The sequence below is a fragment of the Marinicellulosiphila megalodicopiae genome (assembly GCF_045862395.1).
Classification (GTDB): domain Bacteria; phylum Pseudomonadota; class Gammaproteobacteria; order Pseudomonadales; family Natronospirillaceae; genus Marinicellulosiphila; species Marinicellulosiphila megalodicopiae.
The window spans coordinates 3,774,274-3,796,043 of sequence record NZ_AP023087.1; the positions used below are offsets into that span (position 1 = coordinate 3,774,274).

The 21,770-nt window shown below is 35.5% G+C and carries 15 protein-coding genes; 4 read left to right on the forward strand and 11 right to left on the reverse strand.

Annotation, left to right across the window (positions count from 1 at the left end; translation table 11 throughout):
• Positions 1–44: 44 nt before the first annotated feature.
• Positions 45–2,894, reverse strand: coding sequence for a CotH kinase family protein (locus tag TYM08_RS16285; protein WP_422380207.1), 2,850 nt, complete (start codon positions 2,892–2,894; stop codon positions 45–47).
• Between the two features lie 260 nt (positions 2,895–3,154).
• Here TYM08_RS16285 and TYM08_RS16290 point away from each other — a divergent pair, with 260 nt between their 5' ends.
• The 4 genes from TYM08_RS16290 to TYM08_RS16305 all read left to right on the forward strand — a co-directional run bounded on the left by TYM08_RS16290 (position 3,155) and on the right by TYM08_RS16305 (position 7,450).
• Positions 3,155–4,948, forward strand: coding sequence for a CotH kinase family protein (locus tag TYM08_RS16290; protein WP_422380208.1), 1,794 nt, complete (start codon positions 3,155–3,157; stop codon positions 4,946–4,948).
• Between the two features lies 1 nt (position 4,949).
• The gene (locus tag TYM08_RS16295; RefSeq protein ID WP_422380209.1) at positions 4,950–5,735 is read left to right on the forward strand and encodes a polyphosphate polymerase domain-containing protein; all 786 of its coding nucleotides are present in this window, start codon (positions 4,950–4,952) and stop codon (positions 5,733–5,735) included.
• Between the two features lie 10 nt (positions 5,736–5,745).
• Complete coding sequence (locus tag TYM08_RS16300) at positions 5,746–6,375, forward strand: DUF4956 domain-containing protein (RefSeq protein ID WP_422380210.1); 630 nt, start codon at positions 5,746–5,748, stop codon at positions 6,373–6,375.
• 316 nt (positions 6,376–6,691) lie between these two features.
• The gene (locus TYM08_RS16305; protein WP_422380211.1) at positions 6,692–7,450 is read left to right on the forward strand and encodes a hypothetical protein; all 759 of its coding nucleotides are present in this window, start codon (positions 6,692–6,694) and stop codon (positions 7,448–7,450) included.
• On the opposite strand, the gene TYM08_RS16310 is transcribed toward TYM08_RS16305, so the two are convergent.
• The 10 genes from TYM08_RS16310 to TYM08_RS16355 form a co-directional block, all read right to left on the reverse strand.
• On the reverse strand, positions 7,447–8,586 hold the full coding sequence (locus TYM08_RS16310; protein ID WP_422380212.1) for a phospholipase D-like domain-containing protein: 1,140 nt from the start codon (positions 8,584–8,586) through the stop codon (positions 7,447–7,449). The genes TYM08_RS16305 and TYM08_RS16310 overlap by 4 nt on opposite strands.
• Before the next feature lie 109 nt (positions 8,587–8,695).
• Positions 8,696–10,201 carry a fumarate hydratase gene (locus TYM08_RS16315; RefSeq protein WP_422380213.1) on the reverse strand — a complete coding sequence of 502 codons (1,506 nt, stop codon included), beginning with the start codon at positions 10,199–10,201 and terminating at the stop codon, positions 8,696–8,698.
• 179 nt (positions 10,202–10,380) lie between these two features.
• Positions 10,381–11,469, reverse strand: a complete 1,089-nt coding sequence (locus TYM08_RS16320) for a DUF3419 family protein (protein ID WP_422380214.1) — start codon at positions 11,467–11,469, stop codon at positions 10,381–10,383.
• A 7-nt stretch (positions 11,470–11,476) separates the two neighbouring features.
• Positions 11,477–12,559: a Rieske 2Fe-2S domain-containing protein gene (locus tag TYM08_RS16325; RefSeq protein WP_422380215.1), complete on the reverse strand. Its 1,083-nt coding sequence runs from the start codon at positions 12,557–12,559 to the stop codon at positions 11,477–11,479.
• Positions 12,560–13,825, reverse strand: coding sequence for a F390 synthetase-related protein (locus tag TYM08_RS16330; RefSeq protein ID WP_422380216.1), 1,266 nt, complete (start codon positions 13,823–13,825; stop codon positions 12,560–12,562).
• On the reverse strand, positions 13,825–14,691 hold the full coding sequence (locus tag TYM08_RS16335) for an MBL fold metallo-hydrolase (RefSeq protein WP_422380217.1): 867 nt from the start codon (positions 14,689–14,691) through the stop codon (positions 13,825–13,827). Before TYM08_RS16335 ends, TYM08_RS16330 begins: the two co-directional genes overlap by 1 nt.
• On the reverse strand, positions 14,660–15,643 hold the full coding sequence (locus TYM08_RS16340; RefSeq protein WP_422380218.1) for an NAD-dependent epimerase/dehydratase family protein: 984 nt from the start codon (positions 15,641–15,643) through the stop codon (positions 14,660–14,662). The genes TYM08_RS16335 and TYM08_RS16340 overlap by 32 nt, the downstream gene beginning before the upstream one ends.
• Positions 15,640–16,626, reverse strand: coding sequence for a 3-oxoacyl-[acyl-carrier-protein] synthase III C-terminal domain-containing protein (locus TYM08_RS16345; RefSeq protein WP_422380219.1), 987 nt, complete (start codon positions 16,624–16,626; stop codon positions 15,640–15,642). Before TYM08_RS16345 ends, TYM08_RS16340 begins: the two co-directional genes overlap by 4 nt.
• 124 nt (positions 16,627–16,750) lie before the next feature.
• The gene (locus TYM08_RS16350) at positions 16,751–19,852 is read right to left on the reverse strand and encodes a di-heme oxidoredictase family protein (RefSeq protein WP_422380220.1); all 3,102 of its coding nucleotides are present in this window, start codon (positions 19,850–19,852) and stop codon (positions 16,751–16,753) included.
• A gap of 360 nt (positions 19,853–20,212) precedes the next feature.
• A complete protein-coding gene (locus TYM08_RS16355; RefSeq protein WP_422380221.1) occupies positions 20,213–21,520 on the reverse strand; it encodes a GGDEF domain-containing protein in 1,308 nt (435 codons plus the stop codon).
• Between the last annotated feature and the right edge of the window lie 250 nt (positions 21,521–21,770).

A 21,770-nucleotide genomic window follows, 5' to 3' on the forward strand; every position in this document is an offset into this window, starting at 1 on the left:
TAATAATTATTCAGTTTCATTTGTTTTCTTGATATGTATTGAAATTAGTTAGCCTCATTATAGCTCGGAGCATTTATCCAACTGAAATCACCTGTACCATTTGGTGTACGCGCATAGCTTTGATCAACTAAAGACTGCGTGAACGTGACGCTATCAGCAAAGCTTAATTCAGGTGTAACTAAATACAAACTTTCACCACTTGAACTCAATTTAAAGTTAGCATGTAACCCTGTATTCAAGGTCTCTTTATCATCAAGCCATACAACCAAAACACTTTTTGCAGCAATACTTGTACCTTGGGGAAATGACCAGCGTGTTAAGTTGGTATCTTCATCCGTTAAATAATAACCACTTAAATCAAATGGCTGATCTGCATTATTGTATAACTCAACCCAGTCACCAAACTCACCTTGCTCATCTGAAACGATGCTTTGATTTGAGGACATTAACTCATTAATCACTACAGCACTTTGAATGTCTTTGGCTGCTTGAACTTGATAAATATACACATCATGTTCAGCACCCGCTGGGGAGTAAGTGATAGTAGAGGCTGAATCATTGGCGATCGCTTCTACATAATATCGTACAAATGACGCTTTAGAATGAGCAGGAATTATTGCTTCATACACACTATCATTATCTAAATCTGTCATGATAATTTTTTCAAAGGTACCCACAATACCTTCGCCATAATATAAATTAACCGACTCGATCCCAATTTGATCAGATAATACTGCTTGTACTAAAACTGCTTGAGCATCTGTAGGACGAATGGATTCAACACCCTCAACTGAATCAACGACACTCAATATCTCTATTCCTGTCGCGAGCATTTCTGAATATTCGCTGACGTAAGTATAACGACGATTAAATAAATCTCGCAGTTCAGTGATACCCGCCTCAAATTCAGCATCGCTATACTCTCGCACCGTTGCAGTGTTTACATAAGGTTTAATCAAATTATAATATTCATCAATTTTTGCTTGAACCAACTCTGGTGTAAACGATTCTTCAACAAACGTGCGGTAATGCGCCAAATAACGCTGTCGTAAATCAGGATTACTAAGGAGGATATTCATCAATGGATATTGAGTGTCATTTTCATTATGAAACGGTGTCCAAGCACCTGTGTTCCCACCTCCTGGTCTGCCACCTCCTGTACTTTGATCATCAACACTTCCTGACATCACGGAATTACCATCATATTCAATTGGCATTATGCGATTCGTTGTAATATCTAAATACACAAAATAATCCATTCCCCCTTTGTTTATATACCCATCATCATCAATGAATAAATTTTCTGCAACCAAAAACCAAAGCGCTGCATCAATATCTAAATAGGGATTCAAATCATCAATTAACGTGTCTTGTGAAGCCGTACCCATTGTATACGCTGCATTTGCTAAATTTTGCCAAGGATCCAAAGCATCAGTTGAGCCTTTTAAAGTGTAATAAGATTGATAATCCACCCCTTGAGTCCCTTTGTTATTTAACGTTGAGTCCCCTGCACCAAATCCACCAAAGCCACCAATACCAGCATTTGGCGACTCTGCTCTCCAACGAGCACTGTCTTTATCAAAAAACCATTCTTTAACATGGTCTTTATCTAGTTTTTGTACATTTGCAAACACACCATAATCTTGGCCGTTAACGATGACACTCACAAAACTACCTTTCGCGGCTGGAACATGATCAGTGATTAAATTGTTATACAAAACCTCTCGAATATTCGATGGATCTTCAAATGCATTATTAAGTTTTAAAAAGTTATACCCATCGATATCTTGCCCATCAATTAACCAGTCCATTTCTACTGCAAATGATTTTTTATTGCCAGCACGAGATTCACTGGTATTTCCGCGATATCGCACTCCAACTTGAGAGTAAGTGACACCTTGATAAGTTAATGATGCCTCTAAAAATGTTTCAGATTCTGAATTATTTGAAAGCTGCGCTTGCCAATCATTTTGATTAAATTCAATAGAAATGGTTTCAATAGTCGAGTCATCGTAAAAATCAGACACATAATTCCCACCCAATTCTAAAATATCACCGTTATTTTTAAGACTATATTCGACAGGCAAATCTAAATTCAGATTGACAGGCTGGATCGTTTCAATGCCCTCACCGATTAAAATTTGAATTGAGCTTGAACTGGTAGAGTTTCCATCACTTACTACTAAATTAATCGTATGATAACCATCATCATTTAAACTCAAAACCGGATTCGCCTCTTCGCTTACTAATGACCCATTGTCGCGCCATTGATAGGTTAACGTAACAAGTTCTGGATCCGTAGACGTTGAAATAAATTGGTAAGTATTCGTAGTAGCAGTTAGCGAGTAATTAAAACTTGCAATAGGAGGAAGATTACTTTGTGTTTGAGTACTTGTGTCGGTAACCGTTTCACTTTGTGTCTGGGTTTGCGAATCTGTTTGTGTGGTGCCATCCGTTTCAGTTTCAGTTTCACTACTGGTATTTGAGTCTGTATCGGTCTGAGTTTCACTTTGTGTTTGGGTTTGGGTTTGGGTTTGAGTGACATCATCAGTTTGAGTTGAATCCAATACTTCAAATGTTGTATCAGTCACAACAGTTTTGCCTTGACTGTCAGTCACTGTCAACGTTACGGTATAACTGCCAGGAAGCGAATAAACATGCTCAGGGTTCACTTCATTAGAATAAGTGCTGTCCCCAAAATTCCAATTATAATTTAATTCGTCGCCTTCTGGGTCACTTGCATTAGAACTAAAAGTAACCGTATCACCAGTAACATTTGAAATCAAAAAGGCACTTGGTGCTTGGTTAACTGTTTTATTATCAGCGCTTTGCTCGATACAAGAAAGCATCAGAATGGGCGCACTTAATAAGGTCGTGAATTTGATAAAACTCATATTTTTTCTCCAATGAATTTTGTGAAACTGCAGTAATAGTTTTTGAACTAGATATTTATAAATCGAGTCTACCACTAAAAAAATTACAACAACCGGTATCCTGTCACCCTACTAACATCACTATTTATTAAACTAACATTAATCAAACAATACTTTCATTATTTATGGATAAATAAATGAAAAATAGACATCGATCTCACGGAATTAATATTTTAATCAAGATATAATTTATCACTTATCACCAAATGTGCAGAATATTTATGAAACACTTAATAACCCACTCCACTATATATTTTGCTTTCACAGCATTAATTATTTTTACATCAAGCTGCTCACAAGAAACTAAATCAGATAGTCAAGATAGCAATAGTCAAGATAGCGATATGGGAAGTAATTTAAAAATAAATGAAATAGTTGCAAAAAACATTTCAGGTAATGACTGGATTGAATTAAAAAACATTTCAAATAGTAAGGTGGAACTAAAAAATTTCTCCTTAATGGACATCACAAGTATTCAACCTACTAATCTTCCAGATATCACGTTATTACCAGGAGAATATTTTACAATTGACAGCATTAGTGGAAGCAGCGAAGCAGGAATTTTACCTTTTGGATTAGGCAGTGAAGACACTATATTTTTACGTTTCAACAATCAAACTGTTGACAGTTTTAGTTGGAAAGACGGTGATGCACCAAGCGGATTTAGTTTTGGATATTTAAACGACGTATTACAAACTTTATACCCTACCAAAAATTCAATTAATGTACCGAATCAATTATTCTTTAAAGATCAGGTGATTGAAATGTCATTAACATTATCTCAAACACAATGGCAAACATTATTATCTTCACCAAGCACCGCTGACTATCAAGAAATTGATGTGACCTACAATGATGTTAAGCTCAATTCAATCGGTTTAAAATTTAAAAGCCAAGATTCAATTGATTATTTACAATCTCTTGATTCAAGTAACAGAAGTATAAATCGCTTTAATTTCAAACTAGACATCAATAATTTTGTAAGTGGCAAAAAATTATTTGGTGCAAAAAAAATGTATTTACACAATGGATTTCAAGATCCGTCAATGATGCGTGAAGTGCTTGCCTATCAATTAATGAATGATATTGGGCTAGCTGCTCCACGCACAACCTACATTGATTTAAGTTTAAATATTGAAGGCACAGTTGAGCACCTAGGCTTATATTATTTAGTTGAAGCGATCGACTCAGAATTTCTAGACATGCATTTTCCTGAAGACAAGGCCAATACTGGGGATTTATACGAAGCAACTACACAGGCCAATTTAAGTTATATCAGCGATATATTCAGCGACTACGAATCATACTATGAATTAAAAAATAACGATGAAACCATCAACACATCCATTTACGGCGCTTCTTTTTTAAATATGATATCAAGTTTGAATCAAAATTCAGGCACTGCAAAGTTAGATTATATTGATATAGATCAAGTGATTACTTATTTTGCCGTAAACACCGTATTAAGTAGCTTAGATAACTATTTTAGCAGCAATCCAAATGACTATTATTTATATGAGCAACGCGTCAATACAAGTAAATTTACAATACTGCCTTGGGATTATAATTTAGCATTTGGCACCTACCCAAGCGAATGCGACAGCAGTGGTTTATTTATTGACTCACCAAGCGAGTCCGATATCACTTTATACCCATTATTACAGGCTATTTTGCAAGACAGCACATTAAAAGCACAATATCACAACCAAATACAATCCATCTTAGATATGCAGTTTAATGAAGACTCTATGACAGCCAATATTTCAAGAATTAGCAGTTTAATTAGGCCTTTTATAAGCAAAAGCCCAAGTTTGTTCTATACTGAAAGTACTTGGGAAAATAGCCTGACACAATCTGTGAGTGTCGACATTGAAGTAACAAACGGTACTATTACTCAATCTGAAGTGGTTGGATTAACTGAATTCATTCGCCTAAGAAATGAAAGTGTCCAACTTCAATTAGATGCAAATACGGATTCTTCAGCATACATTTCAGCCTGTAACGACGGTATTTAAAATGATTGCAAAACAAAAAATTGAAATAGAAAAATATTTGACCCCCTTTCACTCTCATCAATTACATGATTTAAAAAAAGCTGAATTAATGAATCGTGTAGATACCAAATTTGTTGTACCTATTCATTTACTTGGTTATATCTTTAATGCGATTGAGCAAACCTATACTGTATTAGAAATAAACAAAAAACGAATTTTCGAATACAAAAACATTTATTTTGATACTGAAGACTTCATGTTTTATCGAAATCATCACAACGGAAAACTCAACCGCTTTAAAGTAAGGTATCGAAATTATGTAGATAGCGATTTATCTTTTTTAGAAGTGAAGTTTAAAGACAACAAAAAACGCACTCACAAAAGCAGAATAAAAGTCGATACAAATCCCCATAAAATCATCCAGCATTCTAGTGAATTTTTAAAACAAGTAGGAATCACTCACCCACAGGATTTGCTCGTCGTTCAAAAAAGTGGATATCATCGTATTGCTTTTGCCGATGAAAAAAATGCTGAGCGCTTAACGGTTGATTTAAATTTGCATTTTAGAAATCCAGAATTAAGTAGCACACAAAAAATTGGTGACTACGTTATCTTTGAACTTAAACAAAATAAAATGAATCGACAATCTTTATTCTTTAGTGTAATGCGAGAACTCAGTATTAAACCAAGTTCGTTTAGTAAATATTGCATCGGTATGGCATTAACCGATGAAAATAAAAAAATACGTAAAAATAACTTTAGAAAAGTTATCCGACAATTCACCAGCATTAATGAAACTGCTGCATAGAGAGGTAAAAATGGAAGAAATATTAATGGGTCAATCAGAGAGTCCAATCAGCACCACCCATTCTGGTTTTATTGAGACCATACTCAGTTCTGGAATATTATACACTGGACTAATAAACATCATTGCTTCGTTAATTTTATTAAGAATTATTTATTATAAAAACTCGCCTAATCGTGAAATGTTATTTGGTTTTTTTATTTTTGGCAATGGCGTATTTATTATTACTGCACTATTACACGACGTTGAAATGTCTGCTGGATTTGCACTGGGGTTATTTGCAGTATTTTCAATGCTCCGCTACCGTACAGAATCCATAGATATTCGAGATATGACGTATCTATTTATTACCATAGCCATTGCCCTAATTTGTGCAGTAGCGCCTATATCAATTATATCCATCGTGATCATTACAGCATTTATTTGTGCCCTAACCGCATTAGCTGAAAGTCGACTATTAGCTCCAAAAGTGATTGAAAACCGCATTGTGTATGATCGTGTGGACAATTTACTACCTGAATTTCGTACTGAATTGATTGAAGATTTAAAAACCCGAACTGGCTTAGATATTATCAAAATTCAAATTGGGAACATTGATTATTTAAGAGAGTGCGTCAATATTAAAATTTTTTATAATGCTTAAAACTCCCAACTCCCAACTCCCAACATAATTGACACAATCAACACTTCAGAATCTAAATCCTAGAAGCCGTTAAACATCCCTCACTAACAGAATGAAACACTTACCAATCGTAAGTGTTTCATTTTTTAATTTATAAATCATCGGCTTTTTGTCACTTAGTTTATTTTTATTACAGTCAATAACAAATACATATTTAAAAGGCACAAATTACCCAGCGTTCATCCCATAAACATTCAAAAAATTACGTGAGTGTTATTTGCTGTTAAAAGTTGTATTTGGACAAGCAAAGTGAAAAATTCCAGTCTAATTTTAAAGTATGAAAGAATTTACTCACATACAAAACACACAAAACAATCAACACCCTGCATTTAGCGGTGTATTGTTAAACAGCCCCAACTTTAACCTTCAAGGTTTCGAAGTGTTGCAGGCCGATTGTTTGAATCTGTACCAGGATGTCATGCTGCACTCAGCATTACATAGCATTCCAAGCATATTCAAAGAACGTAACTGGGTAGAATATTTGCCTCACATTGCGCGTTTTATGTCGTTATTAAGTGATGAGCAACCTCAGTTTACCAAAGCCAGTCATTTGAAATTTGAAGTGGATTTATTGCATACACCTTGGGCAAAAATTGGACAACCACTTGAACACGTTCAAAGTTTTTTTGCGAGCATGTCACAACTTGCCCTTTTGCAAAATTTAGACGATTCAAACACACGTTTCGATTGCTTTAGTCGATCTAGTCAGTTTTTAGTAGACGATATTTTAAGCTTAAAACACTCCAATAATAGCAATCAACGTTTTGGAGTATTTATTGCGTTAAATTTATGGGGACACAGCAGTGTTTGGTATAATATTTGTGCTTATTTGATTATGACTAAACCCAGCCACATTCCTAATGATTTTTTTGTTAACATCGAACGCTGCGGCTTAAAAGATCAACTGGGTGAGTGGCTAGTACAAAGGCAATGTTTAAATTCATTACACGAAAGTTTAAGTAATGCGTTGCATGTTTTGGATTCAATAGAACATTTCTGGCAGGCGTTAATGTGCGATCCTACTTGTAAACATTAACCCAACATTCGTTCTAGAAAAACATTATATCCATCATAATCTAATTTTGTTGGACAATGTATTTGTTGGCTATTTTCCTGAATCTCTGTGATGGATTTAATAATCGATTCATTCAATAAATATACATCACTGCGCATTCCAATATTGCATTCTTGTAATTTATCCATGGCTTGTTTATTAAAATTGATTGAACCAAAATTTACGTATTTTTCATCTATCCAAATAAGTTTTCCATGAATCATATCGTCACAAAGATTAATTTTAATTTGATTATTGCACTTTTTCATTAACTTACTTATAAAAAATAAGTTCACATCATTTTGAAAATTGGCCTTTCTAGGAATATAAATGGTCACTTTTACACCATTAAATACAGCCTTTTTAATGCTATTCATTAACTTTAAATCACTGATATAAGCCATTACAATCACTATTGTGGATTGAGCTTGTTCAATTCGATTAACCAATGCCTCACGTGCCTGCATTCTTTTTTTATTTTTATCAAATGCATTAATAATAAAATCTATTTCCTTTTTATTTTTATCACAATGAATATCACGATGAATATCCACGCCAAATTCTAGGCTTTTTCGAAAACTTTTAACTATTATTTCGTTATTAATATGCACCATATAGTCATGATATTTTTTTCCTTCGACGTCCATATCCACTTCTTTATCTTCAACATTCACTCCTCCAATAATCATTTCTGCATGATCAAAAATATAATATTTTGAATGGTCATTTAAACATTGTTCGCAATTAATAATAATATTTTCGTGTGAAATTATACGTTTTAATAATGGAGATTTAGTTTGAATACAATGCTTGGACTTACCTTGCATTGGGTAAGAAATATGTAAAAACCAAGCTTGGAATTTCATCCAGAATGATAAATTGTGGTGAAAAAATGACTGCCTGGTTTCCTCACAATATTCAAAAATGGCTCCAAGCTTATCCTTACGAATTGTAATTTTTACTCCACGATCCGCAGCGAGTAATAATTTTTGAGCCAAAGCATTACCTATTTGGTCATTACGCCAAATAAACATACCAATTTCAATACTGTGTCTGGCTTCGTCTATTCTTTTAAAAATACAGTCAAAGGCCGCTTGACCATTTACAAGTAGTTTCAATCCAAATCACCCTTTTTAGATTTCTAAATGCAAAAAAAAGCAGCGATCATCGCTGCATTTTTTCAATTATTCATTGCTCACAAAAAGTCTGTGAGCCGTTAAACAATGGCTAATCTTTTTTAGCAATAATCTCAGCCCATTGCGCAGGGCCTGTATTATGCACAGAAGTGCCTTTAGTATCTACGGCCAATGTCACAGGCATATCTTCTACTGTAAATTCGTATATTGCTTCCATACCTAAATCATCAAATGCCACCACTTTTGCTTTTTTGATGGCTTTAGACACTAAATACGCAGCGCCACCAACGGCCATTAAGTACGTTGCTTCGTGTTTTTTAATCGCTTCAATTGCAATCGGCCCACGCTCAGACTTACCAATCATACCAATCAAACCCGTGGCTTCTAGTACTTTGTCAGTAAACTTATCCATACGTGTTGCTGTTGTTGGCCCAGCTGGACCTACCGCTTCATCACGAACCGGATCAACCGGTCCCACGTAATAAATCATTTTGTTTTTGAAATCGACTGGTAATTCTTCACCGTTATCGATCATCTGACATAAACGCTTATGCATCGCATCACGGCCAGTTAGCATCGTGCCGTTTAATAAAATCGTTTCACCGACTTTCCACTCTTTCATGTCTTCTTTTTTAAGGGTATCTAAATTTACGCGACGTGACGTTGGACCCGCATCCCAAGTGATTTCTGGCCAGTCTTCTAATTTTGGCTCTTTTAATTCAGCAGGGCCATTTCCGTCTAATTCAAAGTGTACATGGCGTGTTGCTGCACAGTTTGGAATCATAGTGACAGGTAAAGATGCGGCATGAGTTGGGTAATCCAAGATTTTCACATCCAAAATTGTGGTTAATCCACCTAAACCCTGTGCCCCAATGCCTAATTTGTTTACGGCATCCATAATTTCCAAACGTAACTCTTCCACTTTGTTTTGCGGGCCACGCTTGCGTAATTCATGAATATCAATTGAGCCCATTAATGACGCTTTGGCTAACAGTGCTGATTTTTCAGCAGTACCGCCAATACCTATGCCTAACATACCTGGTGGACACCAACCTGCTCCCATTGTTGGAACGGTTTTTACAACCCAATCTACAATGCTATCTGATGGATTTAACATCACCATTTTAGATTTGTTTTCACTTCCGCCGCCTTTAGCTGCAACGGTAATATCCACCTTGTCGCCTTTAACAATTTGGTGATGAATTACTGCAGGAGTGTTGTCTTTAGAGTTAACACGTTTACCAGCTGGATCATGCAAAATAGAGGCACGTAAAATATTGTCCGGATGCGTATACGCACGGCGCACACCTTCGTTGATCATGTCTTCTAACGACATATCAGCATCCCATTGAACATCCATACCTACTTTAACAAATACAGTCACAATACCCGTATCCTGACAAATAGGACGTTTACCCGTCGCACACATTCTTGAGTTGATTAGAATCTGAGCCATGGCATCTTTTGCTGCTTGAGATTCTTCACGTTGATACGCTTCATGCACCGCATCAATAAAATCTTTTGGGTGGTAATACGAAATATACTGCAACGCATCGGCTACTGAGTCGATGACATCGTTTTGTTTAATTACAGTCACTGGATACTCCAAAGTTGGGTCAATGTTGGGTCAAAGTTAAAAGCAAAACACTTAACTTTTAAATAATACGAAAAGTGTAAGCTTAGCAGCAAAGTTTGAGGGCTGCGAAACGGCGCAAGTTTACACGCTTTTATGTGAAAACGGCAGAGTGAACTAGGGATTTTGTAACCTTTTATATATTAATTATGTTCGGTGTCCTGCTCTATTTTTGCGCAATTAAATGAATAAATAAACGAATGATCTTGATCTAAGAGCTTTTGCTCAAGCTCAACATTTCTTTTAATATTTACCCCTTCAATCTTTTCAGGTTGATAATTAACTAAAAAAAACCGCTCACAAATCCGTGCGCCTTTTTTGGCACCCAACATGACCGAACGCCAAATGGATTGATATTGTTGTTTATTAGCATAGGATGAAAAATCAGAAATCGAAAACGCATCAATGGAATCAGGATTTTCGTTTAAATACTCATCTATAGGCTGTGTGACCGTCTCAATCTTTTCAACAGATTGCTTAATAGTATCAAAATGACAGGCTTGTAAATGAAGCGGCAAACAGTCATCGTTATATTTTCCAAAAATAATCAAATTTAAAAACGGATTTTTTTTCACACTTTGATGCCCGACCACATGAGTTAAACGATCATGAATGTATCGGCCAATATGTAGTTTTTTATCAATCAAATCAATACCCGGCTCTTTTAACAAATACTTCCATATCCAACGCACGTTTAAAATTTTAATAAACTGCTGCCAGAAAAAACCATCCCATTGATTGTTCCAAATATTGGATTGTTCTTCTAATGTCGCAGCATTAAATAATTGCTCGATTGTGCTTGCTCGAAATTTGGTTAACCAAGACAGTTTTAAAAGATAAGATTCCCAAACGCCGCAATACAAAACGCCTTTTTGTATTTTGTCTGATTCATTATCCCAATACTGTTTGGCATCACTTGTTAAACCATTTTTTAATTGGTCATAAATGGCCAATCGATCGTCACAATCATCCAAGCCTAAAAATGCTTTAAACTCGCAATATTCTAATTGTTGATACGCTTGTATTTTTAAATGTAATAAAAAGTTTTGTCTTTTATTCATATCAATGCTGATGATTTTTTTTGGCCCATCAATCAATAAATCAAGGGCCCTTGCGCCACTGCCTGTAATGGTTAATACCGTATCTTGCGAGGTTAACTGCAATGCTTTTAATTCAGACAATGAGTCTTCGTTTGATGCGGAGTAAATAATAGTAGAAAAAAAGTTATCCATAATGACTCTATAATTTTAAAGAAGTGTGAAAAGTGGACGTTAATAGCCCTACTGGAGTTTGTTTGGTTTTTGCTTGCTGACGTAATAGTTTTACTTGATAACTGTACATATCATAATTGATAAACTCGCCATTAAACCCATTTAGTTTTGAAGGATTTTTAGCTTGCAGAGAAACCATTTTTTGATCTTGTTTTAATACAATCGGTGAAAACAATCTGAGCCCTAAGCGTATCAACGGATTAAACCGTTTAAATTGACAACTTATTTTAATAAACGCCCGTGTATTGCACTCATCAATGGGAGCCAAAAATACGTGAGTTCTAAAGTTGGTTTTATCTTTTTCAAACTGATATTGAATATCAATCTCAGCGGGTGCCACAAATCCATCTTGATGCGTTATGGGGTCTTTATTAGGATTAATAAACCAATTAAACGGCCCTAGTGATTCATTATTAGGCAGATGATCAACAGACAGTTTGTGCTTGTCATCTAGTTTTATTTCAATATCTCGATTTTCAAATTTTTGATCTTTTCGAATTATTCCCGTGTGCACAAAATTGGTATGAGGCGAATCCATAAAGTTTTCAATTAGAGCTTGCTCATCACATTCAAAGATCTGGGTATTAATCATGTCGTTAGATAAATATTGCCAATTAATATCTGTTTTTTTAAATTCGTTTTGATTACCCGGAAAAAACCAAATCACCTTGCCCTTTATTTTTGCAGGTAACACCAATAATGACTTTTTTTCGCAACCTTGTTTGTCATTTGAATAGGGAATATCCACACAATGACCATCCATATCAAACTGCCAACCATGATAAGGGCACTGCATATTATTATTTTGAAGATGTCCCGCACTTAATGGCGCTTGTTTATGAATACAGCTATCTAAAAAAACACTGACGCCACCCTGTTTATTTTTCCAAACCACATAATCCAGACCAAACACACGCACTTTTTTCATGCTGTTTTTACGTAACGATTTTAGCTCAATCAAAGGATACCAGTAATCAGGTAAGTGCCCCCAACGATCAAACATCTTTTTATCATAGGCCTGTCTCATTGCTTTAGTTTTGATATTAGGCATTTATGATTCTGCCTGTTTTAATGCTACAACTTGATTCACCACTCGCCGTCTTTTTTCATTTAAATTCCAAACCGGAGCGTCTTTGCATAAAAAATTAGTATGTGAAATTCCTTGCTGATAAAACAATTCAGACAAACTTTCTTTAATTTCAAAAAACAATTTATCCGATTCAATCACCACTGTATTTCGTTGAGTTTGGGTAATGCGATAATCAATTAATTCATCGCTTACATAACTGACTGCACGATAAATTAAATCAGGTAAAATAATGGCAGATGTTTTTTGATTTTGTAAATGTAAACGATCGCCACAGCGTCCAGAAATACTTTTAATGGATTTAAATACCCCGCTGTCTTCCCCCGCCTCAATAATATCGTCTAATAAATAACGAATAATCGGCTGAGTTTTTCTGCGAAAATCTGTAATAATTGGGCTGTAATGAGTTTTTTCTTCGTTTAACCAATGAGGTTCAATATGAATATTGTCTTCATTCCAGCGCATAATATTATTTGAATCGCTACAGGCTAAAAATCCTTCGGTGCATTGATAAATTTGCTTAACCGGTTTATTAAACGCTTGCTCAATAAATGCCTCATCTTCAGCGGTTAATACTTCGGCAGCCGAAATCACCGTCGTAGGATTTAAGCCTTGTTTATGCTGTGCACATAATTGTATCGCTTGGGCGCTGCCCACAATAACTGTTGGATTAAATTCTACTAGTTGTGCCAACCATTGCTCTAAAGGTTGAGTGACATCTGCATAATGAAATTGAATTCGCCCTTTGCCAGCGGTTTGATACAGCGGACTGTCCGCTCTTAATAATAAAGCGATACGGTGCTTTTGTTTAAGATTGGGTAATAATTTCGCAAAGATTGTGCCTGTCCACTTTACGCGCTCATTTTTTGAAGCCAAAAACAAACCACGCTGACCTGATGTTCCCGTAGATAACCCAACAGTAATGCTGTTAATAATGGACTGATCAAACTGTCTTGTTTTTTCAGCATTTAATGCCAGTTCAAATAATTCAGCTTTATCTAAATTTGCAGTATTTAAGGCATTAAAATTTTCCATCATGATACTTTTATTCATGATAGGAAATTCATTTAAAGGTTTATTTTTATAATCTTTATAAAACTCACTATGCTGACACACCCATTTTAAATGACGTTTAATTTTATGTTGCTGCCATTTCAGCAATTGAGTTCTTGATGAAAATCGACGTAATTTACTTTGCAAAAAATAAAATAATATGAATAACTTTTCCATTAGTTCATCCAGTCTTTTTGTATTAACGCATCGATGGTTTGTTCACAATGTGAAGGTACAAAGGTTACATTTTTATCTGAACAAAAATCATAACACTGCCTAAGTTTAAACAAAGTGTCTTTATAAGCTGTGTGATCATCACTTAACATATTTGCAATCCAGTGCTGATTTATACGTTTAGATAAGCTTTCTTTTAACCAACATGCATCGGCCAATAAAAATACAAATGTATCTTGTAGTCGAACTAACAAACCAATATGTCCTGCTGCATGTCCCGGTAAATTTACGACATAAAGGGATTGATCCTTAAACCAATCCAATACATATAAGCCAATTTTTTCAGGTAGATTTAAAATATCCGCAATGTCGGTTTCAAAAGATTCAAAAAACGAAAACTGATCATAGGCTTGTTTGGGCACTAAGTTTTTTAAATAGCCTTTTCTGACACGGTTTATTCGATTTGAATTTTCCATATAGTCTAATCCCGCTTTATGACAATGAATGATCGATTCAGAAAAATCCACCATACCTGCAATATGATCCGCATGAAAATGCGACAACAACAAATGCTTAACATCGTTTTTTTGAATATCTAACGCTTCGAGTTGTTCTAATATTTTCTCATTTGCATGTAAATGACACGGCGTTGCCAGGGCATAAAATCGCTCTGGAAAAGTACGTGTGCTTTTATGAAAATCAGGATGATAACCAGTATCAAACAAAATATAACCCTGCGTAGGATGTTGAATCACCGCCACACCTGCTGGGAATTTTTTAGGTTTAATTCCCGCACCTGGCTGCACAATAAAACCAGGATGCGTACAAAATCCTGCTTTAAATAGTCGGATTTTTATGCCAGATTGCATAACGGTTTATTCCTTCGTCGATGGTGATTTTTGGCTGATAACCCAGTATGGTTTTTGCTTTGCTGATATCTAAAGTTTGATCATAATGCAATAACGCCGCACTGTAATCGGTTAATCTGGGTTCTTTATAATTTAATAACGTTTTGTGAATCCATTGATTAACCGACACCAACACTTTTACCCAACTGTAATTCAGCCCTTTAATTTTGGTATTAGGCGCAAGGGCATTCAATAAAACCGACAGCATCGCTTGAATATGATTAGGTTCGTCATTGGTAATATTAAAAATAGAGCCTTTTTCACAGTCTGTATTCACAGACAAATGAATGGCGTCGGCCACATTATCCACATAGGTTAAATCCACAACGGGATTTCTGTTAGACGGCAATAATAATGTATCGTTTTTAATAAATTTTAATAATCGCGGTGCAATAGCACGATCCTGTGGACCAAATATTCCGCGAGGCCTTAATATAATAGAGTCAATTGAACTTTGAATAACCAATTGTTCAGCCGCATACTTTGACGATGCGTATTCATTACAAAAGGTATTCGGTAATTCGTCCGTTTCTTTAATGTTTATTTTACTTTTAAAATCAAAATACAAACTAGGTGTGGATATGTGGACAATTTTTTTAACATTCGCTTGTTTAGCCGCTAATAAAATATTAGCAGTGCCTTGAATATTGGCCTGTTCAAACTCAAAAGGTTTACCCCAAGGACTAGAAAGTGCCGCACTGTGAATAACTGCGTCCATATTTTCACAACAGACTTTTAACTTATCCACATCTGACAAATCCACTTGATGAAAAACAGCGTTATATTGTTTGGCTATTTGTTCACCTAGTTTTTTATTTCTACCGACAAAATGAATGTCATATTGTTTGTGATACAAACGAATCACCGCTTGGCCTAACATACCAGTGCCGCCAGTTATTAATAGTTTTTTCAAAGTGACAACACCCCCATACCTAATGACAAACCCGCACCGGACCCAATGATTAAAATTTTACTGCCTTTTTCTGGCTTGTGATTTTTAATTAAATGATCTAACGCTATAGGTATAGAGGCTGCAATTTGATTACCCATGGTGCTTATAATATTAATCATTGGCTGGGTTTTAAAACCTAAGCGAGATTCAATGTGCTTTAAACCTAAGTGGCTTGCTTGATGGGGCACAATATATTGAATGTCTTGTTTGTTGAGTTTTGCTTTTTGCAAACCTTCGTCTAAAAACCCTTTAATTAATGTCGCGACTTGTTTAAAAACTTTTTTGCCATCCATATAAAAATAACTGCCCTCTACCATGGTTTGTAAATCTGTTTTTGACGGGTGTAAAAAACTGCCTCCAGAGCGAATCTGACAATGCTCGTATCCTTGTGGGTAAGTTTTAAATAAGCTAGAAACCAAACCTTGCGACTCACTGTCTGCTTCTAATATAAACGCGGCGGCACCATCAGCAAACAGCGATGAAATTTCAGGATTATCATAAGTAATACCCACTCTTGCGACCTCACTTGTGACTATTAAAATACGTTTGTATCGCCCTGAATCAATGGCACAATGCGCCATGTCTAAAGCCGATAAAAAAGAAAGACAGCTACTGTTGATATCCATGCTTGCTATTGGGTGACTGTCTTTTAATTCTGCTAATATGCTCGCGCCATTATAAGGTAAAACTTGATGACTGGTGCCACTGGCACTGATTAGTAAATCAATATCCATTAAAGCTAAATTCGCATCGATTAATGCTTGTTTAATCGCCTCACATCCCATAAACACAGCGGTTTCTTCAAAGTTTGCAAAATGACGATGTTGTACACCGTATCGTTTTGAACAGGTGCCTGGTTTTAAATTTAGGCGCTGATCTAGCTCAGAAGATGTAATTATAGTTTTGGGAAGATAGGTGGCACTGGCAATAATTTTAAATGCCATGGAGGTTTTCTCGATTAAAATTAGAGGCGCATAATACCAATGTGATCCTTAAGATGGAACTGCATTAACGCAAAGCCATTTTTTTAAAACGAACAAACCGTCCTTGGCTTGTTTCTTTAAGCGTTTATAAAGAATTTAAAAACTTCAGCATCGCATTTTTATCATCGTTAGAAAGCGCTTGATAATTATCATTAGATGCTTGCGACTCACCACCATGCCATAAAATAGCCTCTTCAATACTGCGAGCGCGACCATCATGTAAGTAAGCATGTACTTCCACACAAACCTGTGGCCCGTCAACACCTGCTGGTACTTCAACAGCTTCTTGCTCTTCTTCGGTTAACCCCCCTTCTAAAACATTTTCGCCAGAATCACCGCCTATTACACAAGCCTGTGTACCTAAACCCCAAAGTGGTGTGGTACGCCATTCTGCGCCTGTTGCATTACCTTCTGCCAAGTTATCTGCTAAGCCTGCCCCCATGTCATGGAGCAATAAATCGGTATAAGGTTTAATCGTTTGATTGCGCAACTCTGCAAAGGGATGAAACTGTCCCGTTTTTATTTCAGATACATGACAATCAGCACAACCAATTTGTGTAAATAATTCTTCACCAGCAATCACCGTTGCGTCGTTGTAATTTCTTTGTGGACGAATACCTAATAACGAAATGTATCGCGTTAGGCTATCTAAATCTTCATCGCTCACCTCTGTGCCTGACTGTCCGCAATTTTCTTGTAATGACCCACAATCATGATCAGGCAACCAAGAAGAAGTTACGCCCATATCAGTATTAAACGCTCCCGCTACTTGATGCTTCACACTGCTTGTACCCGCTTTCCAACCAAAACGACCAATGTGTTTTTCACCCGTTACTGGGTGAGTTGAAATGGATACTTTTCCTGAAATACCATCGTTATTTAAATCTTGTACATCAACAAAACTTAAAATGGTATTTTCATCAATGGCTTCTAATAAACCTAAGCCAACTAAACGTGGAGAAATACGAGCAGAAAATTGCACAGGCTCCCCATTACTAAATTGATAATTAGGTGAGCGTAATCCGTTTTCTTCGGTCCAAGACGCAATCGAAACATCGCCTTCACTTGTCGCATTCGTAGTACGAGATTGTAAAACACGGCCAATTAATGGATCTGGGTTTCCGTTTTCATCGCCAACTTTAAATACCCATTTATCTAATGTTTCACCAATTTCAACAGGAGCGGCTGCGCCATTTCTTACGTGACAATTTGCACAGCGATCATTGACGTAGTTATTACCCGACTTACCAATTTGTGTGTCCCATATTCCATTTTCATCAGATTCATTGTGTGAGCCATCAGTAAATGATGTGTGGTGTACTCGACGCCCTTCAACAAATGGCTGTCCATTTTCATAACCTAAATTAGTTGCCATTTGCATATAGTGCCCATCAAATTCTGCAGTCTCTTGCGCATGAATCGTTGTGTCGCCACCTAACCACGCTTTTTGTGGAATCTCTACAGAATCTCGTTGAAGTTCAACACCTGAAACAAACGGACCCGTTTGAATGGTTTCCCATGGCACTAAACCAAAGCCCACTTTATATAAATAGGTGGTCCCGTAATAATTATCACGCCCATCTTCGATAAACTCTTTATCTAAGAACTGGCTGATTTCAAATTCCATTAAATCGCCAATTTGAATGTCTCGAAAATTTTCACGACAATTTTTGCTGTCTTCTTTGTAGTAATAATAAATTTCGTTCTCAAGGTCATGCAGTTCTGGCTGCTCAATCATGCCGCCGTTACCACAATATTCAGCTAGGGTATTTTTACCTAAATACCACCAGCGGTTTTCTGCCTGTAAATCATCCAATTTACCTTGGGAGCGAACATTCATACGAATAGTGGTACCACCTTTTGCCACTTCATCAATAAGTTCAACAGAAATGGTGCGTTTTTTCCAATAGAACGTTAAGAAATGATCGTAAGCTTGGAAGTGGTTTTCTTTTGCATGTCTATCACGCCCTCTATCTGAAAAACGTGTAATTAATGCCGTATCGGTTTCATATTGAGTAGCCGATTCTAAAACGGTTTGTGAATTATATAGTGGCTGAATCAAACCAACTTTTGAGACATCCACTGTTGACCATAGACCCGAATTGCCATTTATATCCGTTATAGTAGAATCATTTGAATAAAAATAAAGTGGCTGTCCTAAATATGTCACCTGTTGAGTGCCGTCATCACGCTCAATAGAATCTAAACCCAACACACCCGAAGCTAAACGATCATCAACCAAAACAGGCGGCCAAGTTTGTGCACATGTATCATTACATTGACTTGCTTGTAGTCCTGCGTCATTTTCAAATACATATAATGTGTGTCCAGGATATAAACTTCCAGCGCCACCGACTAAAATATTATTATTTACATCAACTTCCGCAACAGGTTCAAAATATTTACAACCATCGTCATAAACCGCCAACGGATAAGGAGTATTAGGACAAAGATCAAACTCGTCTGACACACCATCTTGATCAGTATCTGCTGGAGGCGGTAATAAATTAAATTCAATCCAATTAATATTAGTTTGCGCACTTGTAAATTCTAAGCGTAACGTTTGCTCGCCTTCGACAGTCTTTACAGTACCTAAACTTAAATCTTCCCATGTGTGCCAACCGCCAGTATTAACCGTGGTTCCATTTGCAATAGTGCTGTTATTAAGTTGCAGTCTAAAAGTTGTATCGCCTACCGCTGTTGCGACTCTTGCAGTGATTTCATATTCACCTTTTTGTAATTCCATATCAAATTCAAGCCACTCCCCTGGGTTTGTCCAGCCTACATAGTAACCACCACCAACATCAGTGGTAACACCAATATCAACACCATCCTCACGATAATCGCCGCCAATATTATTATCATCGGCATCGAAATAATTAATGTAATCTTCTACTTCTACACGAAAAATATGAGGTACAAATACTACTGTTGGTGGAAGCTGAACTTCAGTTTGTGTTTGAGTATCGCTCATTTCTTCAGTTTGTGTTGTGTCATCAGTCAGGGTTATCGTTTGCGTATCAGACTCGGTCATAGTTTGAGTGGTATCAGTGGTCTGTGTAGAAGTTTGAGTAGCTGTATTCAAGCCAGTTTCAACCACTTTTTCAACATTATTTGCGCCTGTACACCCAACAACAATACAAGTTGCCAAAATCAAGCTGGTTTGACTCAATAAATTAAGGTTCATATTTAATCACTTTATTTGTTTATTTCTGATTAGGAGTACACTCAAGAAAAAATATTTAAATAAATATTTTAGAAACTACAGAATAACCAAAAGAAATTCAAAAGACCTAGATTCACTTTTTTGAATCATTTCAATACGCATACATTAAATACAATTAAATCCAACTAAAGGGCGGCATTCAAGTGACACCATGTTAGATAATATAAACCCACTTCTCAACTTAGGTAACACAATCAAAATTCAATTAAAAAATGCTTATATTTATACATTTTTAGCATTCAATTTAAATTATCTTTATAATAAATTATTTACATAATCTGTGTACTTATTTAGATTAACGTTCCATTATATTATTTATTATTAATCCCCATAACTAATGCAATTTCTTCCGCTTGATTTTGCAATATAAAGAGCCTTGTCGGCTTCATTAATAATTTTTTTAATATTTCCATTTTTATTTAATTGAGCCACACCAAAACTTGCCGTTACCTCTCGATTGATATTCATATCAGAAATTTGAATACCCACACGAATTTCTTCTATTCTATCTTTAACTTGGGACACAGATAAATTAGGCATCAATATTAAAAACTCTTCCCCGCCATAGCGAGAAAGTGACTCATCATTTCTAAGATGCGATTTAATAATTTCACATATTTTTTCCAACACATAATCACCCTTTTGATGACCAAAAGTATCATTTATTGATTTAAAATGATCGATATCAACCAACGTCACAATTGATGGGTATTGTTTATTTTTTACGGTATTGATTAATTTTTTTTGTAATCCAAATCGATTAAATGCTCCTGTTAAAGCATCTGTTTGGCTAATTAATTCTAACTCTACACTTTTAACTGACAATGCGTTATTGATTTCAATTAATATTTTTTCATTATTTCCTTTTGCCTTAAGTCGTAAAATTAATACAAACACAATCACAGACATAATCAACATCAAAAAAACGGCCCAAAATATCAACAAATATTCATAAACTTTGCTGATATTCATTACTTCTTTTTCAAATACAAAATATTCAAGCCTTAATTTATATTCACCTTCAGATGGCAGTGTACCCGTTGAAAATTCAATATAAGAAATATGGTTTAACTCAACTAAATCATCTACATTATCTTTTTTCATTCCTGCGACCCACCAAGAAGGAACGGTTAACCGATCAAATTCGATAACAAAATTCCGTTTCACCTCTTCAGATTTTAATTCCATTTGATTGAATTTCATGGAATTTGAAGAATTCATTAACGAATAACCTGCATCAAAATGTCGAAACCCAACTCGTAAAAAATCATTATCTGGTGTTTCAAAAGAACCTACCACCGTCATTTCAGTAAATTCAGAAAAATCCATACCATTCATTTTTATATCACGAATATCAATTGTTAATACACAATATGGGTATTGTTCTAAATGCTTAATTACACAATCAAATCCTTTTTCGAATTCATTATCAATGGTCTTAACATTGCTGCCTTTAAACGTATTACCATCTGCATAGGCACTAAACTTTGTATCTTTCATTTCAATATATATTCGCTCAAATCCATAATTGCTGTGCTCTTTAATTAGCATAAAAGATGCAACCATCAATCCTAAGATTAGCAATAACAGTAATAATACATAATGATAAATTCTGATTTGTTTGAACATACCCACCCAATTATAAAAATATTTTTACCTTAAGAGTAATTGTAGGCAGAAGCTACTTAAACGCCGCATTGTTGTACAAAAAATTACAATCAAAACCATTCCTAAGTCAGTTTTAGTATTTCCATAGTAAAAATTCTCAACAATTAAACGCCATCTAAGTCGTAATTTAAAAAATTTTACGCATCTTTAGCGGTGACATTTTTAAATTCCCTGATCAAGAATTAAGTAGGCACAACCAAATGAACAAACA